At 58.4% G+C, this 21547-nt stretch carries 19 protein-coding genes; 13 read left to right on the top strand and 6 right to left on the bottom strand.

Annotation, left to right across the window (positions count from 1 at the left end; all coding sequences use genetic code 11):
* Positions 1–27 precede the first annotated feature (27 nt).
* The 6 genes from AC0J41_RS16855 (at position 28) to AC0J41_RS16830 (ending at position 6970) form a co-directional block, all read left to right on the top strand.
* Positions 28–1110 (top strand): glycosyltransferase, encoded by a 1083-nt coding sequence (locus AC0J41_RS16855; protein WP_473013098.1) that lies wholly within the window; start codon positions 28–30, stop codon positions 1108–1110.
* 14 nt (positions 1111–1124) lie between these two features.
* A complete protein-coding gene (locus tag AC0J41_RS16850; RefSeq protein ID WP_473013097.1) occupies positions 1125–2237 on the top strand; it encodes a polysaccharide pyruvyl transferase family protein in 1113 nt (370 codons plus the stop codon).
* Positions 2234–3463 (top strand): MATE family efflux transporter, encoded by a 1230-nt coding sequence (locus tag AC0J41_RS16845; RefSeq protein ID WP_473013096.1) that lies wholly within the window; start codon positions 2234–2236, stop codon positions 3461–3463. Before AC0J41_RS16850 ends, AC0J41_RS16845 begins: the two co-directional genes overlap by 4 nt.
* Positions 3454–4557: a hypothetical protein gene (locus AC0J41_RS16840; protein ID WP_025111088.1), complete on the top strand. Its 1104-nt coding sequence runs from the start codon at positions 3454–3456 to the stop codon at positions 4555–4557. The genes AC0J41_RS16845 and AC0J41_RS16840 overlap by 10 nt, the downstream gene beginning before the upstream one ends.
* A gap of 12 nt (positions 4558–4569) precedes the next feature.
* Positions 4570–5613, top strand: coding sequence for an acyltransferase family protein (locus tag AC0J41_RS16835; protein WP_025111089.1), 1044 nt, complete (start codon positions 4570–4572; stop codon positions 5611–5613).
* 226 nt (positions 5614–5839) lie between these two features.
* Complete coding sequence (locus tag AC0J41_RS16830; RefSeq protein ID WP_473013095.1) at positions 5840–6970, top strand: SGNH/GDSL hydrolase family protein; 1131 nt, start codon at positions 5840–5842, stop codon at positions 6968–6970.
* Positions 6971–6998: 28 nt separating this feature from the next.
* Here AC0J41_RS16830 and AC0J41_RS16825 read toward each other — a convergent pair whose 3' ends face one another.
* Together AC0J41_RS16825 and galU are read right to left on the bottom strand one after the other, a co-directional pair.
* Positions 6999–7412, bottom strand: coding sequence for a phosphohexomutase domain-containing protein (locus tag AC0J41_RS16825; RefSeq protein WP_025111091.1), 414 nt, complete (start codon positions 7410–7412; stop codon positions 6999–7001).
* Between the two features lie 37 nt (positions 7413–7449).
* Complete coding sequence (gene galU / locus AC0J41_RS16820) at positions 7450–8283, bottom strand: UTP--glucose-1-phosphate uridylyltransferase GalU (protein ID WP_025111092.1); 834 nt, start codon at positions 8281–8283, stop codon at positions 7450–7452.
* Positions 8284–8672: 389 nt separating this feature from the next.
* On the opposite strand from galU, the gene galE reads away from it, so the two are divergent.
* From galE to AC0J41_RS16790, 6 genes are all read left to right on the top strand, one after another.
* Positions 8673–9689, top strand: a complete 1017-nt coding sequence (gene galE, locus AC0J41_RS16815; protein ID WP_473013094.1) for a UDP-glucose 4-epimerase GalE — start codon at positions 8673–8675, stop codon at positions 9687–9689.
* 231 nt (positions 9690–9920) lie between these two features.
* Positions 9921–10157, top strand: a complete 237-nt coding sequence (locus tag AC0J41_RS16810) for a hypothetical protein (RefSeq protein ID WP_003226528.1) — start codon at positions 9921–9923, stop codon at positions 10155–10157.
* A 90-nt stretch (positions 10158–10247) separates the two neighbouring features.
* Entirely contained in the window at positions 10248–11366 is a 1119-nt protein-coding gene (locus AC0J41_RS16805) for a polysaccharide biosynthesis/export family protein (RefSeq protein WP_473013093.1), read from the top strand.
* Between the two features lie 8 nt (positions 11367–11374).
* Positions 11375–12040, top strand: coding sequence for a YjbF family lipoprotein (locus tag AC0J41_RS16800; RefSeq protein ID WP_473013092.1), 666 nt, complete (start codon positions 11375–11377; stop codon positions 12038–12040).
* Positions 12037–12798, top strand: a complete 762-nt coding sequence (locus AC0J41_RS16795; RefSeq protein WP_473013091.1) for a capsule biosynthesis GfcC family protein — start codon at positions 12037–12039, stop codon at positions 12796–12798. The genes AC0J41_RS16800 and AC0J41_RS16795 overlap by 4 nt, the downstream gene beginning before the upstream one ends.
* Complete coding sequence (locus tag AC0J41_RS16790) at positions 12795–14873, top strand: YjbH domain-containing protein (protein ID WP_473013090.1); 2079 nt, start codon at positions 12795–12797, stop codon at positions 14871–14873. The genes AC0J41_RS16795 and AC0J41_RS16790 overlap by 4 nt, the downstream gene beginning before the upstream one ends.
* Positions 14874–15596: 723 nt before the next feature.
* Here the strand turns inward: AC0J41_RS16790 and AC0J41_RS16785 are convergent.
* The 3 genes from AC0J41_RS16785 to AC0J41_RS16775 all read right to left on the bottom strand — a co-directional run bounded on the left by AC0J41_RS16785 (position 15597) and on the right by AC0J41_RS16775 (position 19059).
* Complete coding sequence (locus tag AC0J41_RS16785) at positions 15597–16991, bottom strand: undecaprenyl-phosphate glucose phosphotransferase (protein WP_025111098.1); 1395 nt, start codon at positions 16989–16991, stop codon at positions 15597–15599.
* A 388-nt stretch (positions 16992–17379) separates the two neighbouring features.
* On the bottom strand, positions 17380–18039 hold the full coding sequence (locus AC0J41_RS16780) for a winged helix-turn-helix domain-containing protein (protein WP_473013089.1): 660 nt from the start codon (positions 18037–18039) through the stop codon (positions 17380–17382).
* 279 nt (positions 18040–18318) lie between these two features.
* The gene (locus tag AC0J41_RS16775) at positions 18319–19059 is read right to left on the bottom strand and encodes a winged helix-turn-helix domain-containing protein (RefSeq protein WP_473013088.1); all 741 of its coding nucleotides are present in this window, start codon (positions 19057–19059) and stop codon (positions 18319–18321) included.
* Positions 19060–19564: 505 nt separating this feature from the next.
* Between AC0J41_RS16775 and AC0J41_RS16770 the strand changes: the two genes are divergently transcribed.
* On the top strand, positions 19565–20398 hold the full coding sequence (locus AC0J41_RS16770; RefSeq protein ID WP_473013087.1) for an undecaprenyl-diphosphate phosphatase: 834 nt from the start codon (positions 19565–19567) through the stop codon (positions 20396–20398).
* A 52-nt stretch (positions 20399–20450) separates the two neighbouring features.
* Here the strand turns inward: AC0J41_RS16770 and dusA are convergent, their stop codons facing one another.
* The gene (dusA, locus tag AC0J41_RS16765) at positions 20451–21461 is read right to left on the bottom strand and encodes a tRNA dihydrouridine(20/20a) synthase DusA (protein ID WP_473013086.1); all 1011 of its coding nucleotides are present in this window, start codon (positions 21459–21461) and stop codon (positions 20451–20453) included.
* Positions 21462–21547: the final 86 nt, after the last annotated feature.

Here is a 21547-nt window from a genome sequence, read left to right as displayed (position 1 = left end):
TCCAACAGGCATGAAAGTGGGTGGGTTGTGAAAAAAATACTGCACGTGGCTGAAACGATAAAAGGTGGGGTCGCCACCGTTATTCGTACCATCTCGGCTTCCCCCGAGGATCAGGAGTCGAACTACGAGCTGGTCTATCTGGTGCCGCTCGACCAGAAAAAAGAGCTGCACGGCATCGACGAACGACAGATTCGCACGTTCGAACGCAGCGGCCGCGATGTGCGTTCACTGCTGCGTTTTGCCTGGCAGTTGACCCGGGTGATGCTCAAGGAAAAACCCGATGTGGTGCATTTGCACAGCACCTTTTCCGGGGTGATCGGCCGGGTGGTCTGCGTGCTTCTGCGGCCGTGGCGCAAACCGAAAATCGTTTACTGCCCGCACGCGTTTTCGTTCCTGATGGAAAGCTCGCCGACCAAGCAAAAGATCTACGCGTGGATCGAACGGGTCCTGCAGCGAGTCACCGACGTGATCATCTGCGTCAGCCGCTACGAAATGGACAAGGCGGCGCGTTTCGGCATTCAGCGCAAGCGCATGAAGCTGATCTACAACGGCATTCATCAGCGTGACGAGGCGCCGAAGGCTCAGAGCCCCGAGCCGATTCATCTGCTGTTCGTCGGTCGTCTCGACTACCAGAAAGGCTTCGATGTGTTGCTCAAGGCCTTCGCCAAAGTGCAGCGCAGCGATCTGAAACTGACCGTGGTTGGCAGTGCGGTCAACGAAGACACGGTCGAGTGTCCCGAGATGGACGCTGTCCAGTACCTGCCCTGGGTCACGCCGGCCGAGGTGCACGCGCTGTATCAACAGGCCGACGCGCTGATCGTCCCGAGTCGCTGGGAAGGATTCGCCATGGTGCCGCTCGAAGGCATGGCCATGGGGTTGCCGGTGATCGCCAGCAATTGCACATCGTTGCCCGAACTGGTCACCCATGAGGTGTCCGGTTATGTCTTCCCCACCGGTGACCACCAGGCGCTGGCCGATGTGCTGGCGCGAATCCAGAAGCCGCGGTTGCTCGACCTCGGCAGCGAAGGCCGCAACATCGTGCGCGAACGCTTCAGCGCCGCGCTGATGATCCGCCAGACCTACGACGTGTATTGCGCTCCCACTTATTAAGTAGAACTCAGCTTATGAACGTAACGATTTTGCATGGCTACAGTGCCTCCAACTCCGGTGACGGCCTGCTCGTTGATCTGGCCATTGCGCTGGTGCAGCGCAACTTTGGCGAAGACACCGCGATCAATGTCGTGGCGTCCGATCCGCAGTCTTTCGACTATTTGCCGCACCCGCGTTTTGACGCGCCGGTGATGGCGGCCAAGGGTCTGGGCCGAGTCAAGCAGGCGGTGTTCCTCAATCAGTCGTATGCCGGCCTCGCGGATCTGTTGCAGAAGACTGATCTGATCGTCGGTGTGGGTGGCGGTTACATGCGCTCCAAAAGCGCCTTCGAACACATCAAGTTGAAGCTTGGCCACGCCAAGCAACTGGAAACGGCGATCCTCAGCAAAGTGCCCTCGGTGTACCTGCCGCAAAGCATCGGCCCGTTCCATGGCGAGAGCCGCAAGATCGTCGAGCACTACGCCAGTGCTGATGCGGTGTTCGTGCGCGATAACCGCTCCTTGGCGATGTTCGATGCCTGTGAAAACGTCTACCGCGCGCCGGACCTGGCGGTGCAGTCACTGGCGAGCAAGATCCTTATGCAACCCAAGTTCACCCGCTGCGCCGCATCGCCGGCCACTGTCTGCGTGGTCCTGCGCAAGCCGCCGGAGTGGAGCAAGGACAAGAAGGTCGCCTACGTCGCCAACCTGAAGCTGCTGCTGCAGCGCCTGAAGAACAAAAGCAAAGTGGTCTGCGCAGTACAGAGCGCCGTTCGCGGCAATGATGACGGGGCGTTCTATCGCGAGTTGGGTATCACCGAAGACCTGCTGTCGCTGAAGGCCACGATTGCCCAATATCAGCCCGACCTGGTGATCTCGGTGCGCCTGCACGGCGCCATCGAGTCGCTGCTGTCCGGTGTTCCGGCGTACCACATCAGCTATGAGCGCAAGGGCTTCGGCGCCTATCAGGACATGGGCGTGGAGGATTGGGTGATCAATGGTGGCGACATCAATGTCGACACCATCATCGACACCGTTTACGCGCCCAACGCACTGTCGAATTTCGGCAAGCGCCTGACCGACACCTGCCGCGAAATCGAGGCAAAAACCGTGGCCATGGACGAGATCATCAAAGGGATCGTTCGATGATATTTCGCCTGCTGCTGCGCGGTGGAGCGTTAGGCGCGAAGTTTCTGCTGGTGTTGGCCATCACCCATTACCTGGGTTACGAAGCGCTGGGTTTTTATGGGGTGGTGGTCGCGGCTTCGCTGATCGCCTCAAAGTTTTACAGCGTCGGGTTCAGTTCCGAGATCAATCGGTTGATCAGCGTCGGCGGCAGTTCGCGGCGGGTGGTCGACAAAGTCCTGTTGCTGTACCTGGCGGTAGGGCTGCTGCTGTCGCTGCTGACGGTGGGGATCTACTCGCTGTTTCAGCAGGTCGAGGCGAGCACTGCGCTGATCCTCTGCGTGACGCTGGTGCTGCTCACTGAACACCTGTCGTTCGAAATCAACTCGTTCGTGTTTTCCGCGCAGAAAGCCACGGCGGGCGCGCTGCTGTTTTTCATCAAGACCGGCCTCTGGGCGCTGCTGGCGGTGGGCGGGATGATGCTCGACCGGGTGTCCGGCATCGCCAGTGTGCTGTGGCTATGGGTGGCAGCCAACGTGCTGGTGATCATCGCCGGTTACCTGATCGTGGTGAATGTGCACAAAGGCCGGGTCAGCGCGGCGCTGACGACCGCGACCGTATGGAAAGCCGGGTTGCCGTTCTATTTCGGTACGGGGCTGATCGCCTTGAGTCAATACGCCGAGCGCTTTCTGATCGCCGACCTCGAACCCTACGCCAGCCTCGGTAAATACGTGTACGCGTGGTCGGCGGCGAACACCTTGCAGGCGCTGTCTTACGCGGTGGTGGCGGTGGTCGGCATTCCGGTGCTGGCCAAGCGATTTCAGGCCGATCAACAGGCGTTCACGGTCCGGCAATTGTTCGTCAACAAATGGGTAATGCGCTCGCTGGTGGTGTCGGCGGCAGTGGCGGTGCTGATTTATCTGTTCTTCAACTTGGTGCTCGATTATGTCGCCACCAGCGTGCCGCGTCCGGATAACGCGATCCTCGGCGTGCTGATTTTTTCCTTCGCCCTGCGGGCCATCGGCGACATCGTCTGGGGCGGTCTGATCGCCTCGAAAAACAGTCGGGTGTCATTCGCCAGCGCGGCAATCTGCCTGCTGGTGTCGGTGCCGGTCAGCTATGGGCTGATCAAGCACTATTCGATTTATGGCGCGGCGTGGGGCAATGTCTTCGCGATCATCGTGCAGCTCGGCGTGATTGCGCTATTGACCCGTGCGACCCGTGCAAAAGGGGCGCTGGCATGGGGTTGAAGCTGCCGTGCATCGAGTTTCGCGGACGCAGACTCGATTCCTCGCTGTCTTTCCTGATTCTGTTCACCGGATTGTTTCTGTCGGTGGCGATGCCGCTGCTGATCCCGCGTGACCCGGGCCCGGATGCGATGACGTTGTGGTCGTCCTACGCGCGCGCCGACAACTGCAACTTTTGGAACCCGTTCTCGCCGGACCGCTCTTCCTACGAATGTTCGGCGTTCCTGCTGCGGCCCACCGGGATCAACCTGACCAACGCCTGGGCCTACGGGATGTTCTGCAATTTTTTCCTTACGGCGATCCCGGTGGTGGTGTTCCGGCGCATGCCGCTGGCGATCTTCGGCACCCTGTGCCTGTGGGGCGTGGTGCGGTCGTTCTTTCTGGAAAACCTGACCAAGGAAATCATTGTGTCGGTGGCGGTGTTGAGCATTTTGTTCAGCTCGTTGACGCGTAAATACCGCAGCGGTTTTTTCCTCTCTGCGGTGATTTACGGTGTGCTGATCCGGCCTTACTGGATTCTGTTTTCGCTGTCGTGGTTTGGCGTCTGCGTAATGAAAAAGTACGTGTCGCGTTTCACCTTCTTCCTGATGCTGTTCCTGTTTTATCTGGCGGTGGCCATGGCTATCCAGTTGGCGCTGGGGTTTCCGGTGTCGTCGATTCGCGCGAGCAACAACGAGTTGCGCACCGCAGGCGAGGAGGGCTCCAAATCGCTGATTGTGTCGTGGCTCACCGGCAGTGATTTCGTCTCGCAGGCGCTGGATTCGATGATCATCTTCTTCCGGTTGTCGTTCCCGGTGGAGCTGATTCTGCTGTCGGGGCCGGGGCAGGTGATCTTCGTCGCGCTGATGATCATGACTGCTCTGCTGCTGTTCAAAGTCATCACCTCCACCGATTACAAAGGCGCGCCGATCGAGACCAAACCCAAGGAACTGATCGCGATTCCGCTGGCGTTTCTGCTGGTTCAGGGTTTGTTCGAACCGGACTTCGGCTCCTTCGCCCGGCACTTTTCCATGGTGGTGCCGGTGCTGTTTGTCGGGCTGGGCCTGATGTTGCGCGCGAACAAACCGGTGCGGGTTGAATCAAGAGTTCTGAATTGAGGCGGGTGCTGTATGTCGAGCAAGAAAAAGTCCCTGGAGATCGAAACCCTGCGCGGCCTGGCGTGCCTGCTGCTGGTGCTCTATCACGTCATCGGACCGTTGGGCGGGGGGCTGAAAATCGATATCGGCTCGCCGTTCCGGGTCATCGCCGACTCCATGGTGTATGTGCGCATGCCGCTGTTCACCTTCATTTCCGGCTACATCTATTCGATCTACAAAATTCGCGGTAATGACTTTTCCGCATTCTTCAACGGCAAGGTGCGACGACTGATCGTGCCGCTGTTTTGCGTCGGTGTGCCGTTCTCGGTGTTGCAGGCGGTGGGGCCAGGCGTGAACAAGGACGTCGGGGTGATCGACGCGTTGTTGTCGTTCTGGGTTCCGGTCAACCACTTCTGGTTCTTGCAGGCGGTGTTCATCATTTTCATGTTCGTCGGCCTGCTGGAATGGCGCGGGATGCTGCGCTCGATGACGCGCTTGTATGGGCTGTTTGCATTTGCGGCGGCGGTGTTTCTGTTGCCACCGTTCAAGCTCGATGCGTTCGGCATCAATGGCGCGATTTACCTGCTGCCGTTTTTCGTGGCGGGGATGATCGGGCAGGAAAATGTCGAGGCGCTGAAGCAGCGGTTCAAGGTGATCGGGCCGCTGGTGTTTGTGCTGATCTCGTTGACGCTGCTGTATGTCGCGGCGATTGATCGCGAGTTGATTGTCGATCGTCGCAGTCTGATCGGGTTGACCGTGGGCTGTGTGTCCTGCATCGCTTTGCTGTCCAGTGACATGCGCTCGAAGTGGCTGACCTGGCTGGGTGGGTATTCTTACGCGATCTTCCTGTTCCATGTGCTGTTTGCGGCGACTTCGCGGTTTGTCATGGGGCGACTGGGCGTGAAAGACGAAAGTATTCTGGTGCTCAGCGGACTGCTGTCTGGCCTGTTGGGGCCGGTGCTGTTGTCGATGATTTTCAGTCGCTTCAATGTCACGTCGGTACTGTTCCTGGGTGAGCGTGCGGCGAAGAAGAAACCGGCGGCGAGCATTGCTCCGGTGGTGCCAGCCAATAGCTGAAAAGCTTCGCGAGCAAGCCCGCTCCCACAGGGTTCAGGTTGGACACAGATTAAGCAGACGCCCGCATCACCTGTAGGAGTGAGCCTGCTCGCGATAGCGGTCTGTCAGTCAGAGTGACAGCGTCTGAACCAACGCCATCGCGAGCAGGGTTTTCGGCAATTCACGCAACCCCTGTGGGAGCGGGCTTGCTCGCGAAGGGTCCATTCCAGACTGAAGGAAATAACGCATGTTGGCAGTGGATGACGCTCAGCCCGTTGCAGCGTCGGTAGTCGAAGCAGGCGATGCCCGCGAGCGCTTTGCGCAGTGGCGCGAAGGCAAGGCCGGGAAGGTGCTGTCGGTCTCGGTGATCGGCGACAGCTACAGCGCCGGGCAGGATTTCTACCTGAACAAACTGGTGCAGCGCGTGGCCGGGGAGGTCGGATTTGCCGGTCCCGGTTATGTCGGCTTCAACCACGGTGCGGCGCTGGGTGGCACACATTTTAAATACACCCGCAGCAGTGAGAAGTACTTCGGCGGTGGCTGGCAGGTGTCCGGACTCGGTCAGGCCAGCCCCGACAGCCGCACGGTGACCGGCAAGCCCGGTGCCTGGCTTGAGATTGACGCCAGTGCGACACCGGCGATCAACACCACCGTTACTCAGGCGAAATTGCTCTACCTGGGCACTGGCGAGTCCGCAGAGCTGCGCTATCGCTGGACGCCGTCGCAAGACTGGCAGCCGCTGGAACTTGATGGCTCAGGCGTACAGGAAGTACCGCTGGCCGGTCTTGCGGCAGCGGCAGACTGGTCGTTCAGACTGGAAGTGGTGAAGGGCGCGCCGACCTTGTTTGGGCTGTGGATGAGCAATGATCACGACGGCGTACGCGTGTCGAAACTGGCTGCATCGGGCGCAGCTTCCGCGGACTTCTATCACCAGGATCCGCAATGGCAGGTGCAGTGGAAAGCCGCCGTGTCGAAGATCCCCGCCGACATTTATCTGATCATGCTCGGCGGCAACGATCAGGGCTTTGGGGTCAAACCCGAACAGTATCTGCAGAACGTTCAGGGGCTGGTGGCAATGATCCGCGAGATTCAACCGGCGGCGAGCATCAACCTGATCCTGCGCCAGGACACCACGCGTTCCAGCGCCTATCCAATGTCAGCGTACGCACAGGTCTTGCAGCCGTGGGCGCATGAGCAGCATCTGGGTTTCGCCAATCTGCAATGCGCCTTTGGGCCTGACGTCAAACGGTATGCCGTCGCGATGATCGGCCCGGACAAGATTCATCCGCAGCCGGCCACGGGCGGGAAGGTGATTGCCGATTATTTCTATGGCTGGATCACCGGCACCAAGGATCGTTGCGACGTGTCGCCACGATGATCGTTCCCCACGCTCTGCGTGAGGTCGATCAGGTGTCCTGCTGAAAAGCGTCGACTTGACTCAGCAACTCCGAGAGCTTCTGCGGCATCAGCTGCGTGGCACAACGAGTCTCGACATTGATGATGATTGCCGGCTCGTTGCAGCACAGACGCACGCGGAATCGCCAGTCGCTGAAGATCACTTTCAGACCATCACGGTCATCCATTTCCAGCGCCTGCCCGGCGTAGCGTTTCTTCAGATGGGCGAGCAGGGGATAGGGATCCGCCAGCGTGCGACGAATGTCGCCGGACGCGGGGAACATGCCGATACGCTCCACCAGCAGAATGCTGCCCAGCCACGACTCGTTGGCGCTGGGCAATGGCTGATGGCGTGACAACCAGCTCACCACCCCGAGGTTGCCCACCTCCCGCTCAATGTCCGCTGAATGTTGTGCGATGTTCATGCTGGTCTCCTGAAAGAGAAGTGGGCGGGGAACCGTCTCAGCGGCCCTTGAGGTAAACGTTGTCGTAGCAGAAATTGGTCGCCTGCAAGTAACCCTCGGCGTCGCCGCAGTCGAAGCGCAGGCCCTTGAACTTGTAGGCCAGCACGCAACCGTTCTGCGCCTGTTTCATCAGCGCGTCGGTGATCTGGATCTCGCCACCCTTGCCGGGTTGGGTGTCGGCGATCAGGTCGAAGATGTCCGGGGTCAGGATGTAGCGGCCGATGATCGCTAGGTTTGACGGAGCGTCCTGCGGCGCCGGTTTTTCCACCATGTGGTTGACCCGGTAAATACCTTCGGAAATCAGTTCGCCGGCGATCACTCCGTATTTGTGAGTCTGATCGGCCGGGACTTCCTGGATGGCGACGATCGAGCAGCGGAATTTCTTGTACAGCTGGATCATTTGCGTGAGTACGCCGTCACCTTCCAGGTTCAGGCACAGGTCATCGGCCAGTACCACAGCGAAGGGTTCATCGCCGATCAGCGGGCGGCCGCTGAGAATCGCGTGGCCCAGGCCTTTCATTTCCACCTGACGGGTGTAGGAGAAGGTGCAGGTGTCGATCAGCTCGCGGGTGCCGGCGAGGAATTTTTCTTTCTCGGTGCCGCGGATCTGGTGTTCGAGTTCGTAGCTGATGTCGAAGTGGTCTTCCAGCGCACGCTTGCCCCGACCGGTGACGATTGCCATGTGCTGCAGGCCTGCGTCCCGTGCTTCTTCGACGGCGTATTCGATCAACGGCTTGTTGACGATCGGCAGCATTTCCTTGGGCATGGCTTTGGTGGCCGGCAAGAAACGCGTGCCGTAACCGGCGGCGGGGAACAAACATTTACGAATCATAAAAATATCCTGAACAGTCATGGAACACCGTCAACGGGTGCGCGCACTAACGAAGGTGTGCAAGTTTCAATGAATATTGAAAGACTGCTTTAATACCTGAGTCAGGTGCTGAGTGGCAATTAGCAAGCGCGGTAAAACATGACAATGTTATGAGATGTCGGTAACAGCGTTATTAGTTATTTTTAGTCGGTATCTGTTGATAGTGACGAGTGTACTTGGGGTGCTAATAAGTACCCGGCAATACAGTTTGACCTGCAAAAATATTTATTGCCAGTGGTTGAACTAATTTTGTTTGAGGCTGTTGTCGTCCTTCTTTGTGTGGTGCGCCACAGAATGAATAAAAGGGACTTGACAGGCTACTAGTCACTTATCCAATGACGGACCGCGCTATGAAGATTCTGGTAACGGGTGGCGCCGGCTATATCGGCTCGCACACCACACTTGCGCTGCTGGAAGCAGGTTATGAAGTTGTTGTACTGGATAATCTTTGCAACAGCAGCGACGCGGCACTGCACGCGGTGGAAGGCATTTGCGGAAAACGTGCGTTGATGATTCGCGGCGATGTCTGCGACCGGGCGTTGCTGGACCGGATTTTTCGCGAGCACCACATCGAAGCTGTCCTGCATTTTGCCGGGCTGAAAGCCGTGGGCGAGAGCGTGCGCAAGCCGCTGGAGTACTACGAGAACAACGTCGGCGGCAGCGTCACGCTGTGCCAGGCGATGGCCGCGGCAGGGGTGTTCCGCCTGGTGTTCAGCTCGTCGGCCACAGTGTATGGCGAGCCTGCGCAGATGCCGATCCGCGAGGATTTCCCCACCGGCGTTCCGACCAACCCTTATGGCCAGTCCAAACTGATCGTCGAGAACGTGCTGCGCGACCTGAGTCAGGCCGAGCCGCGCTGGAGCATCGCCTTGCTGCGCTACTTCAACCCGATCGGCGCCCATGACAGCGGGCACATGGGCGAAGACCCCAACGGCATCCCCAACAACCTGCTGCCTTACATCAGCCAGGTGGCGGTTGGCAGCCTGCAGGAGTTGTCGATCTTCGGCGACGATTACCCGACGATCGACGGCACCGGCGTGCGCGATTACATCCACGTCGTCGACCTTGCGGATGGCCACCTGAAGGCGTTGCAGTCGATTGCCGGTCGCCCGGGCATTCACACCTGGAACCTCGGTACCGGCGACGGCTACAGCGTGATGCAAGTGCTGCGCGCCTTCGAGCAGGCCAGCGGGCAGCCGGTGCCATACCGGGTGATGCCGCGTCGCAGCGGTGACATCGCCGAGAGTTGGGCCGATGCCTCGAAAGCGGCAAAGGAACTCGGCTGGAAAGCCACGCGCAATTTGCAGGACATGGTCACCGATACCTGGCGCTGGCAATCGAACCATCCTCGCGGTTATCTCGAATGATGTCGTTCTAATACTGAATGTTAGTTTCGGTCAGGTGTTAGATATCGTCGGGAAAATACGCTGGAAATGCCTTTTGCAAGTCCGTAGATATAAACCTGCCGTTCGACTTTTATCAGTTGGGTAAGACTGTGAAAGAACGACGGATCTTGTTCGCACTTTTCGCGGACTTGAACTCTACCACCTCTAACACCGGCCGGTTTTTAACAGGCCGACTGTTAGAAAGGAGTTGATATGAAAAAAGTGATGGCGATTGCCCTGTTGACGATGTTGAGCAACTGGGCGTCCGCCGCTGAAGCGCCGCTTACTGCGGTAACCAATGTATCTGGCAGTGTCGCGGCTTCTACAGCGCCTGCTGCCAGTACGGCAATGGTTGCCAGCGCAGTCGCGGCGTCCAACAGCGGCGGAAGTGCCAACGGCGGTACCACCGGTACGACCGGTACCACCGGCACCACCGGCACGCACAACTAACAGGAACATTTGTTAGTGCAGTACAGGGTCGCCCGACGCAAGTCGGGTGACTTTGTTTTTAGATTCGCCCTTGAATAGCGTAGTGCCATTATGACTCGTAGTTTTTCTCTCTTGATGTTGGCAAGTATCGCTTTGCAAGGTTGCATGTTTTCCCCTGGCCAATACCTCAGCACCAGTGACATCACCCGCCAGGGCGCCAGCGAGAGCAGTCGGGTCGAACTGATCCCGATCACGCCCAAGCTGATCTCGATGACGCGCGCCACGCAAAAGCGTGAATCGGTGCCGGCGGAACTGCTGGCAACGCCTGCCGAATACCGCATCGGCAGCAACGACGTGTTGTACATCACGGTGTGGGATCACCCGGAGCTGACCGCGCCATCGGGGGCACAACAGCAGATCGACGCCAACGGGCGTCTGGTGCGCTCCGATGGCACGCTGTACTACCCGTTCATCAAGGAAGTGCAGGCGGCTGGCAAAACCATCCAGCAACTGCGTGCGGACATCGAAACCCGACTGTCGGCGTTCATCGCCGAGCCGCAAGTGGATGTTGCGGTGCTGCGTTTCGCCAGTCAGAAAGTGGTGGTCTCGGGCGCCGTGGCCAAGGCCGGTCCACAGCCGATTTCCACCAACCCGTTGAGCGTGGTCGAGGCCCTCGGTTCCGCCGGCATCGATACCAACAATGCCGATTTGTCGGGCCTGCTGCTGACCCGCAATGGTCGGGTGTATCCGCTCAATCTCGACGCACTCAATCAGCACGATTCCGAGTTGCAGAACGTCTACCTCAAGGGGGGCGATCAGCTGTATCTGCCGTACAACGACAACAAGCGCATCTACGTCATGGGCGAAGTCAATCAGCCCCGTGCGCTGAGCTTCAAGACTGCAACGATGAACCTGTCTGACGTACTTGGTTCGGTCGGCGGCTTGAGTCAGACCACCTCCAACGGCAATGCGGTGTACGTCATTCGCGGGGTGGAGAATCTCGATGTCGAGCCGGCGAAGATCTATCAGCTGGAAGCCGAGTCGCCAACGGCCATGGCCCTCGCTTCGCACTTTCAAGTACGTCCCCAGGACGTGGTGTATGTCGGGCCTGCCAACGTGACGCGCTGGAATCGCCTGATCAGCCAGTTGGTGCCATCGGCATCGATTGTCGGCACCGGCGCTTCCGCCGCGAAGAACTGGAGCGAATTCAGTAACAACAACGCCAAATAGGCCCGACTGTGAAAACCTTGAAAGTTGGCGTCTGCCTGATGGCGGCCTTGTTGCTGTGTGGCTGTAACCCGCTGATGACCGCTTCGGTGCGCAACCTGAAATCAGCGGTGCTCGGCCCGGATGATCTGGATGTGACGGCGGCTCAGGTGGCCGAGGTCAAGTACCCGCAAATCAAACTGACTACGCCGTCCGGCTCCGGGGTGCTGGCGCTGCTGCGCGAGCGTGAAGACCTGCAGTTCTGGGTTGCCTCCGGCAAGCAGGTATTGCTGCTGCGTGACGGCCTCGCCGTGCGCACCATAGGCCTTGGCGTGGAGGGTGATCTGGACGGCACGCGGCTGTCCGACGACGCGCCGTTCAAACAAGGCCTGCACCGCGTTGCCGATGGCTTCACCACCCAGCGCTGGATCGACCTTTACAGGGGGCAGGAGGTCGGCTTGATCGTCAACAGCCGCTTCTTGCGCCGGTCCACACAAACCCTGGACATTCTCGACAAGGAATACACCGTGCTGCGTGTCGACGAGCAAATCGACGTCCCGGCCATCGGCCTGCGTGCGACCAACCATTATTGGGTTGATCCGGTGGACGGTTTCATTGTGCAGAGCGAGCAGCAACTGACCTCGCAATTGCGCGTGCGCATCGTGCAATTGACGCCTGATCGCAGGCATCTGCCGTGAAGCGCTTGCGGATGTTATCGGCTTGCCTGTTGTTGATCAGCGGCGTCGGTCAGGCAGCGGTCACCGTCAGCGGTGACGTCGCCAATCCGGGGCCGGTCGAATTGCCACCAGGCGGGCGCTTGCTTGACGTGATCAGCGTGGCGCAACCGAATGCCGAAGGTTACTGGCTGGCGGGGGAGTTGCTGCGTCAGTCGTTGCTGGACGAGCAGGCCCGGCTCAAGGCTGGGGTGCTGTTCGATCTGGATGTGCTGCAACGCATGGCCGCGCTGTTCGACCGCCCCGGTCGGGCGGCACTGGCGTTGCGCCTGGCCGGGCAGGTGCAGCAGATGGCGGTCACTGGCCGGCAGGTCGCGGATCTCGATCCGGTCGCGGTGGAAGTCGGTTTTGCGCGCAACATTCGCCTGGATGATGGCGATCGTCTGATCTACCCGAAGCGGGTCGATGAGGTGCAAGTGCTGGGCGCGGTTGCCGACACTTGCCACGTGCCTTATCAGCCGCTGCTGGAGGCGCGCGAGTACCTGCAAAGTTGCACGCCGCTAGACGATGCCGAGGCCGATTATCTGTGGCTGATCCAGCCCAATGGTGCGGTCCGGCGCGTGGGCATTGCGCACTGGAATCGCGAGAGTGGGCACTTCCCAGTGGCCGGCAGCAAGATTCTGGTGCCGGTGAAAAACGATGATCTTGATCCGCCTGTTCCTGAACTGAATCAGCAGTTGGCCGAATTGATTGCCACGCAGCTGGCTGAGGTGGTTCGTTGAAGTTACGTGTTGCAGCTGTGTTGTTATTGCCGTGCGGTCTGGTGCATGCCGAGCCGCGCATTACTCAAAATGATTTCGGTGGCACGGGGCTGTTGCAGACGCCGACGGCGCGCATGGCCCCGGCCGGCGAACTGAGTGTCAACGCCAACCGCACCGAGCCTTACAGCCGCTACAGCGTGTCGCTGCAGCCGCTGGACTGGCTCGAAGGCTCGTTCCGCTACACCGCCATCACTAACCGCCCGTACGGGCCGGAGTCGATGAGCGGCAGCCAGAGCTATAAGGATAAGGCGGTCGATGTCAAAGTCCGGTTGTGGGAGGAGAGCCACTGGGCGCCCGACTTCGCCATCGGCTTCCGGGACATCGGCGGTACCGGCCTGTTCGCCAGTGAATATTTCGTCGCCAACAAGCGCTATGACAATTTCGATTTCAGTGCCGGCATTGCCTGGGGGTACCTGGGCAATCGCGGCGACATCGACAACCCGCTGGGCTATCTCGATGATCGCTTCAAGACCCGGCCCGCGATGGAAGGCACCGGCGACGTCAACGCCGGTTCGTACTTTCGCGGCAAGCCTTCGTTCTTCGGCGGCGTGAGCTATCAGACGCCGTGGGATCGGCTCAGCCTGAAACTCGAATACGAAGGCAACGACTACAAGCACGAACCGAAGGACAACGTGATCGTGCAGGACTCGCCGATCAACCTTGGCGCGGTGTTCAAGGTCACCGATTCGGTTGACGTCAGCGCGGCGTGGGAGCGTGGCAACACGGCGATGTTCGGCGTGACCTTCCACACCAATTTTGTCAGCCGCAAGGCCCCTGCCAAGACTTACGACCCAACGCCCGAACCGTTGCCGGCGAAGGCGCCGAGCACGCCGCTCGATCAGGTCAACTGGGCCGATGTGTCGCAACGCCTGCAGCAAAATGCCGGGTACAAGGTCGAGCGCATCAGCCAGCGCGATTCCGAGTTGATCGTGTACGGCGAGCAGCAGCGCTACTTCCATTCGTCCAAGGCAGTTGGCCGCGCGAGCCGGATTCTCGACAACAGTGTGAACGACGACATCAACTGGTTCACCGTGGTCAACAAGCGCTACGACTTGCCGCTGGAAGAGACCAGCGTGCCACGCCAGACCTTCCGTGAAGTGATCAACAACGAGGAGCCGCTGGAGTCGTTGCACCGCACCACCGAGATCAATCCGGCGATGCCGCACAACGAGAAAACCCTCTATACCGAAGCGCCGCAGCATTTCAGTTATGGTGTCGGCCTGGGCTTCAAGCAAAACGTCGGCGGCCCTGATGGCTTGCTCTATCAGTTCAGTGCCGACGCGGATGCCGAGTACCGCTTCAACCGCAACACCTGGTGGAGCGGGCTGCTCAGTGCCAACCTGGCGAACAACTTTGACAAGTTCAGCTACGATGCGCCGAGCGGTCTGCCGCGGGTGCGCACCGATTTGCGTCAGTACCTGACCACCTCGGAAGTGACCATGCCGTTGTTCCAGGTCAGCCATGCCGAGCAGTTGGACAAAGACCTGTATGGCATGGTCTACGGCGGGTATCTGGAGTCGATGTTTGCCGGTGTCGGCGGTGAGGTGCTGTTTCGTCCGACCGGCGAGCGCTGGTCGGTAGGCGCCGATCTGAACTATGTACGCCAGCGTGAATTCGACCAGGGTTTCGGCCTGCGCGACTACTCGATCTGGACCGGCCACATCACCGGTTACACCGACCTGCCGTACGACACGCTGGCTGCGGTCAGCGTCGGTCGCTATCTGGCAGGCGACTGGGGCGGCACGCTCGACATTTCCCGCGAGTTCTTCAACGGCGTGCGCTTCGGCGCCTGGGCCACGATCACCACCGCCGGCAGTGCGGAGTACGGGGAGGGTAGTTTCGACAAGGGTATCTATCTGTCGATCCCGTTCGACGAAATGATGAGCATGTCGACCATGCGCCGCGCCAACCTCGTCTGGGCCCCACTGACCCGTGACGGCGGCGCAAGGCTCAATCGCAGCTTCCAGCTGCACTCGATGACCGACAGCCGCGAGGGCGACATGTTCTACCGCAACTTCTCGAAGATTACCGAGTAACCCCCGGAACCTGTAGTAGTGAGCCTGCTCGCGAAGGCGTCAGCGCATTCGACATCAATGTCGCCTGACCCACCGCTTTCGCGAGCAAGCCCGCTCCCACAAAGGGACCTGCAGCAAGCCACCCATCCCGACCCACCCACAAAGGGACTTGCGGCAGCCACCCATCCCGATCCAACGCCCAATCCCCGGTGGGAGCGGGCTTGCTCGCGAAGGCGTCAGCCCATTCAACATCAATGCCACCTGACCCACCGCTTTCGCGAGCAAGCCCGCTCCCACAAAGGGACCTGCGGCAGCCACCCATCCCGATCCAACGCCCAATCCCCGGTGGGAGCGGGCTTGCTCGCGAAGGCGTCAGCCCATTCAACATCACTGCCACCTGACCCACCGCTTTCGCGAGCAAGCCCGCTCCCACAAAGGGACCTGCGGCAGCCACCCATCCCGATCCAGCGCCCAATCCCCTGTGGGAGCGGGCTTGCTCGCGAAGGCGTCCGTCCATTGAACATCACTGCTGCCTGACCCACCGCATTCGCTTGCAGGCAAGCTCCCACAATGAGTTCTGCGGCAGGCCACAAATCCCGAGCCATACCGAGATCCCCTGTGGGAGCTAGCCTGCTAGCGATGGCGTCAGTCCATCCAGCATCAATACCCGTTCCCTCTAAATCCCGCCCACAAAAAAGGGGACTTTCGTCCCCTTGCGGTATTGCCTGGCCTAGCACCCGCCCATCAATAAATGTCTTTCGACAGCAACGTAAACGGCGTCTTCACCAGAATCTTCAGATCCAGCCACAACGACCAGTTGTTGATGTAATGCAGGTCCATCTCGACGCGACGCTGCATCTTGTCGATGGTGTCGGTCTCGCCACGGCAGCCGCTGATTTGCGCCAGGCCGGTGATACCCGGTTTGATTCGGTGACGGGCCATGTACGCGAGGATTTTCCCCGAGTAGTAGTTGTTGTGCGCCACCGCGTGCGGACGCGGACCGACCAGGGCCATCTGCCCCTGCAGCACGTTGAACAACTGCGGCAGTTCGTCCAGCGACGTGCGGCGGATGAAGCGCCCGACCGCAGTGATGCGCGAGTCATTGCGGCTGGCCTGGATCACCTCGCGGTCATCGTGAACGCGCATTGAGCGGTACTTCCAGACCTGAATCACCTTGCCGTTCCAGCCGTGGCGATCCTGCTTGAAGAACACCGGGCCGGGAGAGCTGATCTTCACCGCCAGCGCAATCAGCAGCAGCAGCGGGCTCAACAGGATGATTGCCAGCAACGCCACGCCTTTTTCCACCAGACTTTTGCTCAGGGCAGCGGTAGGGCGGCTGGTCAGCGGGCTCTCGTTGAGGCAGATCGCCGGCAGACCGTCCACCACCTTCACTGAGTGGTTGAGCAGGGTCAGGCTGTTCAAGTCCGGTACCCAGACCACATCAACGTTGGCACCCAGCAAATCGACATACATCGCTTCGATTTTCGCGGCTTCCGCCAGTGGCAGGGTGATGTACAAACGGCGGATGTCATGGTCCTTGATCAGTTGCAGCAGATCTTCCTGATCACCGACCACACGTGGTGCGTCCGCATCCAGATTTGCCGTCGCACCATTGCTGACCAAACCGACCAGCGGCAGGTTTTCCACCTGACTGATCTTCTTCGCCAGGCCCAGTGCCAACTCACCCGTTCCGACGATCAGGGTCTTCTGCGCGCTGGTGCGGGAACGCTGGTAGTACTTGGAAAATGCATGCAGCGGCGCGTACAACAGCGCCTGACCGAGGAAACCGTACACCGCCCAACTCAGCGTCACTTCACGGGAGAACACCTCGTCGGCCTTGCACACGAACGCGATACAAGCCAGCGCCACCATGGTCATCGACCAGCCCATGAACAAACGCCCGAGCCCGGTCAGGTAATTGTCCTGCTTGCGATACACGCCGCTGAACGTATACGCCGGCACCGAAGCCAGTACCGCCAGTGTCGCGCACATGCGGTAATAGAACTCGACCGTTCCTGTGTGTTGTTCAGCCAGCATGAACAACAGTGCAACAATGAAACTCTGCGCCAGCGCCCATTGGCCCCAGAAGGTAAGTCCCTTGAGGCCGTTATTTCGATTGATCCGTAGAGAAAGTTCCATGAGATATCCCCAGAAATACGTCCATTCAGGTTTCGACAGTTGAAGTCCGAGTTGCTAGTAGGCTTGTTGTTGTTATTGGACGAGTGTCCTGAGGTAACAACGTCGATAGGCCGAACTGTCGTCAATCAATAGACTAAGTTATTGCCGGAGAGGGTGTCTGACGAGTTCTAACAAGATGGCACAATGCCAACTTTTTAATAATCAAATACAAGGCTGTTAGAAAAGGTCGCAGAACGGAGGGTGAATAAATTATGTTGTGTTTGTTACTGTAGGAGGGGTGGAGGCAGGGAGCTTTATTTTACCAGGGGAGGTGAAGTCAAACAGAGTGCTCTTGTTGTTTTTGTAATCGCACTGTTCTGTTTGTCTTGTTCGTGGATATCGTCGGTGTTTACGCCACGATGTCCTGGATGAGGCAATAACCGCGGTTTCTTACGGCACGAAACAAGCGCTCACCATTACTGGCACTTTTGAACTTGTCCTGCAGGCGACTCAGGCACATCTCAAGGCCACGATACTGTTCCGGCTCGCGGCCGATGCTGAGGATCAGGTCATCTCGACTGACCACGCGTTCTTCGTGATTGAGCATCTTCCTGACCAACGCGGTCTCAAGCCCGGTAAGGCTGATCTCGACGCCTTCCTTGACCAGTGCGCCTTGATCGTTGTCCAGGTGCCAGGTCTCGCTGCACGGTGCGCCGTCTTCATTGGCTAAAGTCTGGTGGCTGGCGTCCGCGTTCATTGCCGGGACTTTGTGAAACGGATTTGCCGATTGCGCGGCCAGCCATTCCGACTCGAGGGTGGCCAGTATGCGCTGAGTATCGTGTTCAATTGTGCGGGCGACGTTTTTCCGGGTGCCGCTTGGGTAAGAGAACTCCATCAGCAGGGGGGTGGAAGAGGGCGAAGTAGCACCTTCAATAAACATTTGTGCCTGAGACGTGCCAAACGAATTGAAGCGCTCGCTGGACAGAATGCTCTCAAGTTCACGCTGCGACGTTGTACTGTGAGTCACGACGACAAAGTATTTTCTCGGGAGGGTTGTACTCGTTTCCATGTCTCTCTCCTAAAATGTGCACCAAAATGGGCGAAAAGATAAATCGGCAGGCGAGCAATGACTTCCTTGGAAGTAATCGACAGGCAGGGTCTGGGCCCAAAATGGCCCTCGATAAGTTCCACTCGTTCTGCTGCTATGTTGTTAAGTTTATTGTTATGGTTCGGTGTAGCCGCGCTCATTCAATTGCTTGATTATTAGTAGATTTGAAGTACAACTAGAGCTGTATGGTTGCATATGACGATCCTTCGTAAGTATGCAAAGAGGATGGCTGCCCGAGAGTCAGGCAGTCGATATCAGACCCCGCATCAGGCGATAGCCATAGCCGCGGATACTCTGAATCGCGTTTGTACCATACATGTCCTTGATTTTTCCACGCAAGCGGCTGATCGATTTTTCCAGCGCTCTCGGGTCGTAGAAATTGGTATTGAGCCCCATGATGCTGGCGATTTCATCATGGCTGAGGATGTGGTTGCTGGTCTGCGCAAAGGCTTCCAGGATCTTCATCTCGGCAAACGAGATGTCGAGTTTCTGGCTGGTGCCCAGCAGGCAGATACGCGTCGGGTCGAGCGTCAGATTGATATCCCGCTGCCATTCTTCGCTGTTGAAGAACTCACCAAGCAACTCTGCGCCCTCGTCGGAAAGAGTATTGAGCTTGATACAGAAGTCGGCACCGGCCAGAAAGTACTTGATCTTGTTGAAGGCGCCGCGACCGGTGATGACCGCGCAGATTATCGGCTTCAAGTTGTCGGTGCGCAGGTTCTCGATCAGCGCAAGATTGTCTTCCAGCGCTTGCGGACTGTCGATAACGAGAAAGATGGCCCGATACGAACCAGAAAGTTCATTGTGCTTATATGAACTAGTGTACGAACCGGCCTCAAGTGCCATATCAGTGCGTACGTGCTGTGCGACCAGCATCCTAAAATGTTCAGCCACGCCACGGGTACGGCCCAGAGTGAGAACACCGGGTTCGTCGTTTGTCGGGCGCGGACTTCTAGTCGCCAAGTTCCCTGAGAGCATCATGCATTGACTCGAATTAGGTGCTGACATCGGGATGTTAAAGCACCGGTTCTCATCTGTGACTGACAATTGGTAACATTCACGCGATTTTTAGACGTGGCTCCCGAGTTTTCTAACAATAATTAAGCATTTCAAGCTTTTAGTTGATTTTCTCGGGGCTGTGAACTAGTCGTTATATGATGGCAATGTGGAATTGTGCCACTATTTTGAATCTGTGGCCACGGCTTTGTTCATGTCCAATTGCCACTGTCCGCGTTCACGAGATAGTGTGAGCTTGATCACACTTTATTGGCTGGTCGAACTTTTTGCTACTAAATGCCTGAATATTTTCATAGAGGTTCGTAGGCGGACGTTTATTAACATGGCTTGAGTGTGTCTTTTGATAAGACATATTCTCCGTCGCCTGATCGGGCAATGGGTGTCCTTATACCGATTGTTTAACTTCAGATACTCAATTCCTGAATGCAGTTGACCGGTCGCTCATCAAGAGCGCTCTGACGGAGGATTAATGGATTTCTGGACCTTTATCCAGGTGTTGATTTTGGGCGCGGTAGAAGGCCTGACCGAGTTCTTGCCGATCTCCAGTACCGGCCACCAGATCATCGTCGCCGACCTGCTGGACTTCGGCGGCGAACGCGCCATGGCGTTCAACATCATTATCCAGCTGGGGGCGATTCTGGCCGTGGTCTGGGAGTTTCGACCGAAGATCTTCGACATCGTCAAAGGCCTGCCGACCCAACGCAATGCGCAACGTTTCACCCTCAATCTGCTGATCGCCTTTCTTCCGGCGGTGGTACTTGGCGTGTTGTTCGCTGACAAAATCCATCAATACCTGTTTAACCCGATCACCGTGGCAGTTGCACTGTTGGTGGGCGGCATCGTCATGTTGTGGGCCGAACAACGCCGCCACGTGGTGAGCGTCGAACATGTCGACGACATGCGCTGGTCAGACGCGTTGAAAATCGGCTTCGTGCAATGCCTGGCGATGATTCCGGGCACTTCGCGCTCCGGCTCGACCATCATCGGCGGTTTATTGTTCGGCTTGTCCCGGAAAGCCGCCACAGAGTTCTCGTTCTTCCTCGCCATGCCGACCATGGTCGGCGCGGCGGTGTACTCCGGCTACAAATACCGCGACCTGTTCCAGGCCAGCGACCTGCCGGTGTTCGCCCTGGGTTTTGTCATCGCCTTCATCTTCGCCATGATCGCCGTGCGCGGCCTGCTCAAATTCATCGCCAACCACAGCTATGCGGCGTTCGCCTGGTATCGGATCGCGTTTGGCTTGTTGATTCTGGCGACGTGGGTGTTTGGCTGGGTTAACTGGACGGAAGCGGCAGCGGGGTGATGTGCACGCCAGGCGGATCAACCCGCCTGGCGCATTTTACGGAGGGAGGGCATCAACGCCCTTGCAGCAACTCGCCAGCCTGATCCAGCAGCGCCAGCGGATCCTTGGCCTTGTGAATATCCACCGACAACAACTGACGGAATTTACGCGCCCCCGGGAACCCGGTGCCCAAGCCCAGCACATGCCGCGTGATGTGATGCATCGCGCCGCCCGCCTGCAAATGCGAGGCAATATAAGGCCGCAACTGCGCCAGCGCCTCGGCGCGGCTGATCACCGGCGCGATGCTGCCGAACAACTGCTGATCCACCTCCGCCAGCAAATACGGATTGTGATAAGCCTCACGCCCGAGCATCACACCGTCAAAGGTCTGCAAATGCTCATGGCAGGCCTCCATCGTCTTGATCCCGCCGTTCAGCACAATCTCCAGCTCCGGAAAATCCGCCTTCAACTGCGCCGCCACGTCATAACGCAGCGGCGGAATGTCGCGATTCTCCTTCGGCGACAACCCCTCCAGAATCGCAATCCGCGCATGCACGGTAAAACTGGTACACCCGGCATCCCGCACCGTCCCGACGAAATCACACAACTCGGCGTAACTGTCCCGCCCATTGATCCCGATCCGATGTTTCACCGTCACCGGAATCGACACCGCATCGCGCATCGCCTTCACACAATCGGCCACCAACTGCGGATGCCCCATCAGGCACGCACCGATCATATTGTTCTGCACCCGATCACTCGGGCAGCCCACATTCAGGTTCACCTCGTCGTAACCATGTTCTTGGGCCATGCGCGCGCAAGCGGCCAGATCGAGCGGAACACTGCCACCCAACTGCAACGCCAGCGGATGCTCGGCTTCGTTGTGACGGAGGAAACGTTCGTGATCGCCGTTGAGGAGCGCGCCAGTGGTGACCATTTCGGTGTAGAGCAGGGCGTTCTTCGACAGGAGGCGTAGGAAGTATCTGCAATGCCTATCAGTCCAATCCATCATGGGCGCAACGGAAAACCGCCGAGATAGCGCAGGGCTTGAGTTTACTGGGCTGGAGTGGGTATTTGGTACCATTTGGCTCAACGTATTTATAGCGTGTTTTTAGGCGTTTTCAGGCGTTTTTTCGATGGCGCTGGTACAATGTACCAATCACTTTCGGA

It is taken from the genome of Pseudomonas sp. Arb-4-2C (assembly GCF_055755015.1).
Note: the sequence above shows the minus strand (reverse complement) of the source record. Positions and strands in the feature narration are given on the sequence as shown.

Excerpts from the sequence above, each read along its gene's own strand:
- AC0J41_RS16850 (WP_473013097.1), top strand. The coding sequence starts at position 1,125 with ATGAACGTAACGATTTTGCATGGCTACAGTGCCTCCAACTCCGGTGAC.
- AC0J41_RS16845 (WP_473013096.1), top strand. The coding sequence starts at position 2,234 with ATGATATTTCGCCTGCTGCTGCGCGGTGGAGCGTTAGGCGCGAAGTTT.
- AC0J41_RS16840 (WP_025111088.1), top strand. The coding sequence starts at position 3,454 with ATGGGGTTGAAGCTGCCGTGCATCGAGTTTCGCGGACGCAGACTCGAT.
- AC0J41_RS16835 (WP_025111089.1), top strand. The coding sequence starts at position 4,570 with ATGTCGAGCAAGAAAAAGTCCCTGGAGATCGAAACCCTGCGCGGCCTG.
- AC0J41_RS16830 (WP_473013095.1), top strand. The coding sequence starts at position 5,840 with ATGTTGGCAGTGGATGACGCTCAGCCCGTTGCAGCGTCGGTAGTCGAA.
- AC0J41_RS16825 (WP_025111091.1), bottom strand. The coding sequence starts at position 7,412 with ATGAACATCGCACAACATTCAGCGGACATTGAGCGGGAGGTGGGCAAC.
- galU (WP_025111092.1), bottom strand. The coding sequence starts at position 8,283 with ATGATTCGTAAATGTTTGTTCCCCGCCGCCGGTTACGGCACGCGTTTC.
- galE (WP_473013094.1), top strand. The coding sequence starts at position 8,673 with ATGAAGATTCTGGTAACGGGTGGCGCCGGCTATATCGGCTCGCACACC.
- AC0J41_RS16810 (WP_003226528.1), top strand. The coding sequence starts at position 9,921 with ATGAAAAAAGTGATGGCGATTGCCCTGTTGACGATGTTGAGCAACTGG.
- AC0J41_RS16805 (WP_473013093.1), top strand. The coding sequence starts at position 10,248 with ATGACTCGTAGTTTTTCTCTCTTGATGTTGGCAAGTATCGCTTTGCAA.
- AC0J41_RS16785 (WP_025111098.1), bottom strand. The coding sequence starts at position 16,991 with ATGGAACTTTCTCTACGGATCAATCGAAATAACGGCCTCAAGGGACTT.
- AC0J41_RS16780 (WP_473013089.1), bottom strand. The coding sequence starts at position 18,039 with ATGGAAACGAGTACAACCCTCCCGAGAAAATACTTTGTCGTCGTGACT.
- AC0J41_RS16775 (WP_473013088.1), bottom strand. The coding sequence starts at position 19,059 with ATGATGCTCTCAGGGAACTTGGCGACTAGAAGTCCGCGCCCGACAAAC.
- AC0J41_RS16770 (WP_473013087.1), top strand. The coding sequence starts at position 19,565 with ATGGATTTCTGGACCTTTATCCAGGTGTTGATTTTGGGCGCGGTAGAA.
- dusA (WP_473013086.1), bottom strand. The coding sequence starts at position 21,461 with ATGGTACCAAATACCCACTCCAGCCCAGTAAACTCAAGCCCTGCGCTA.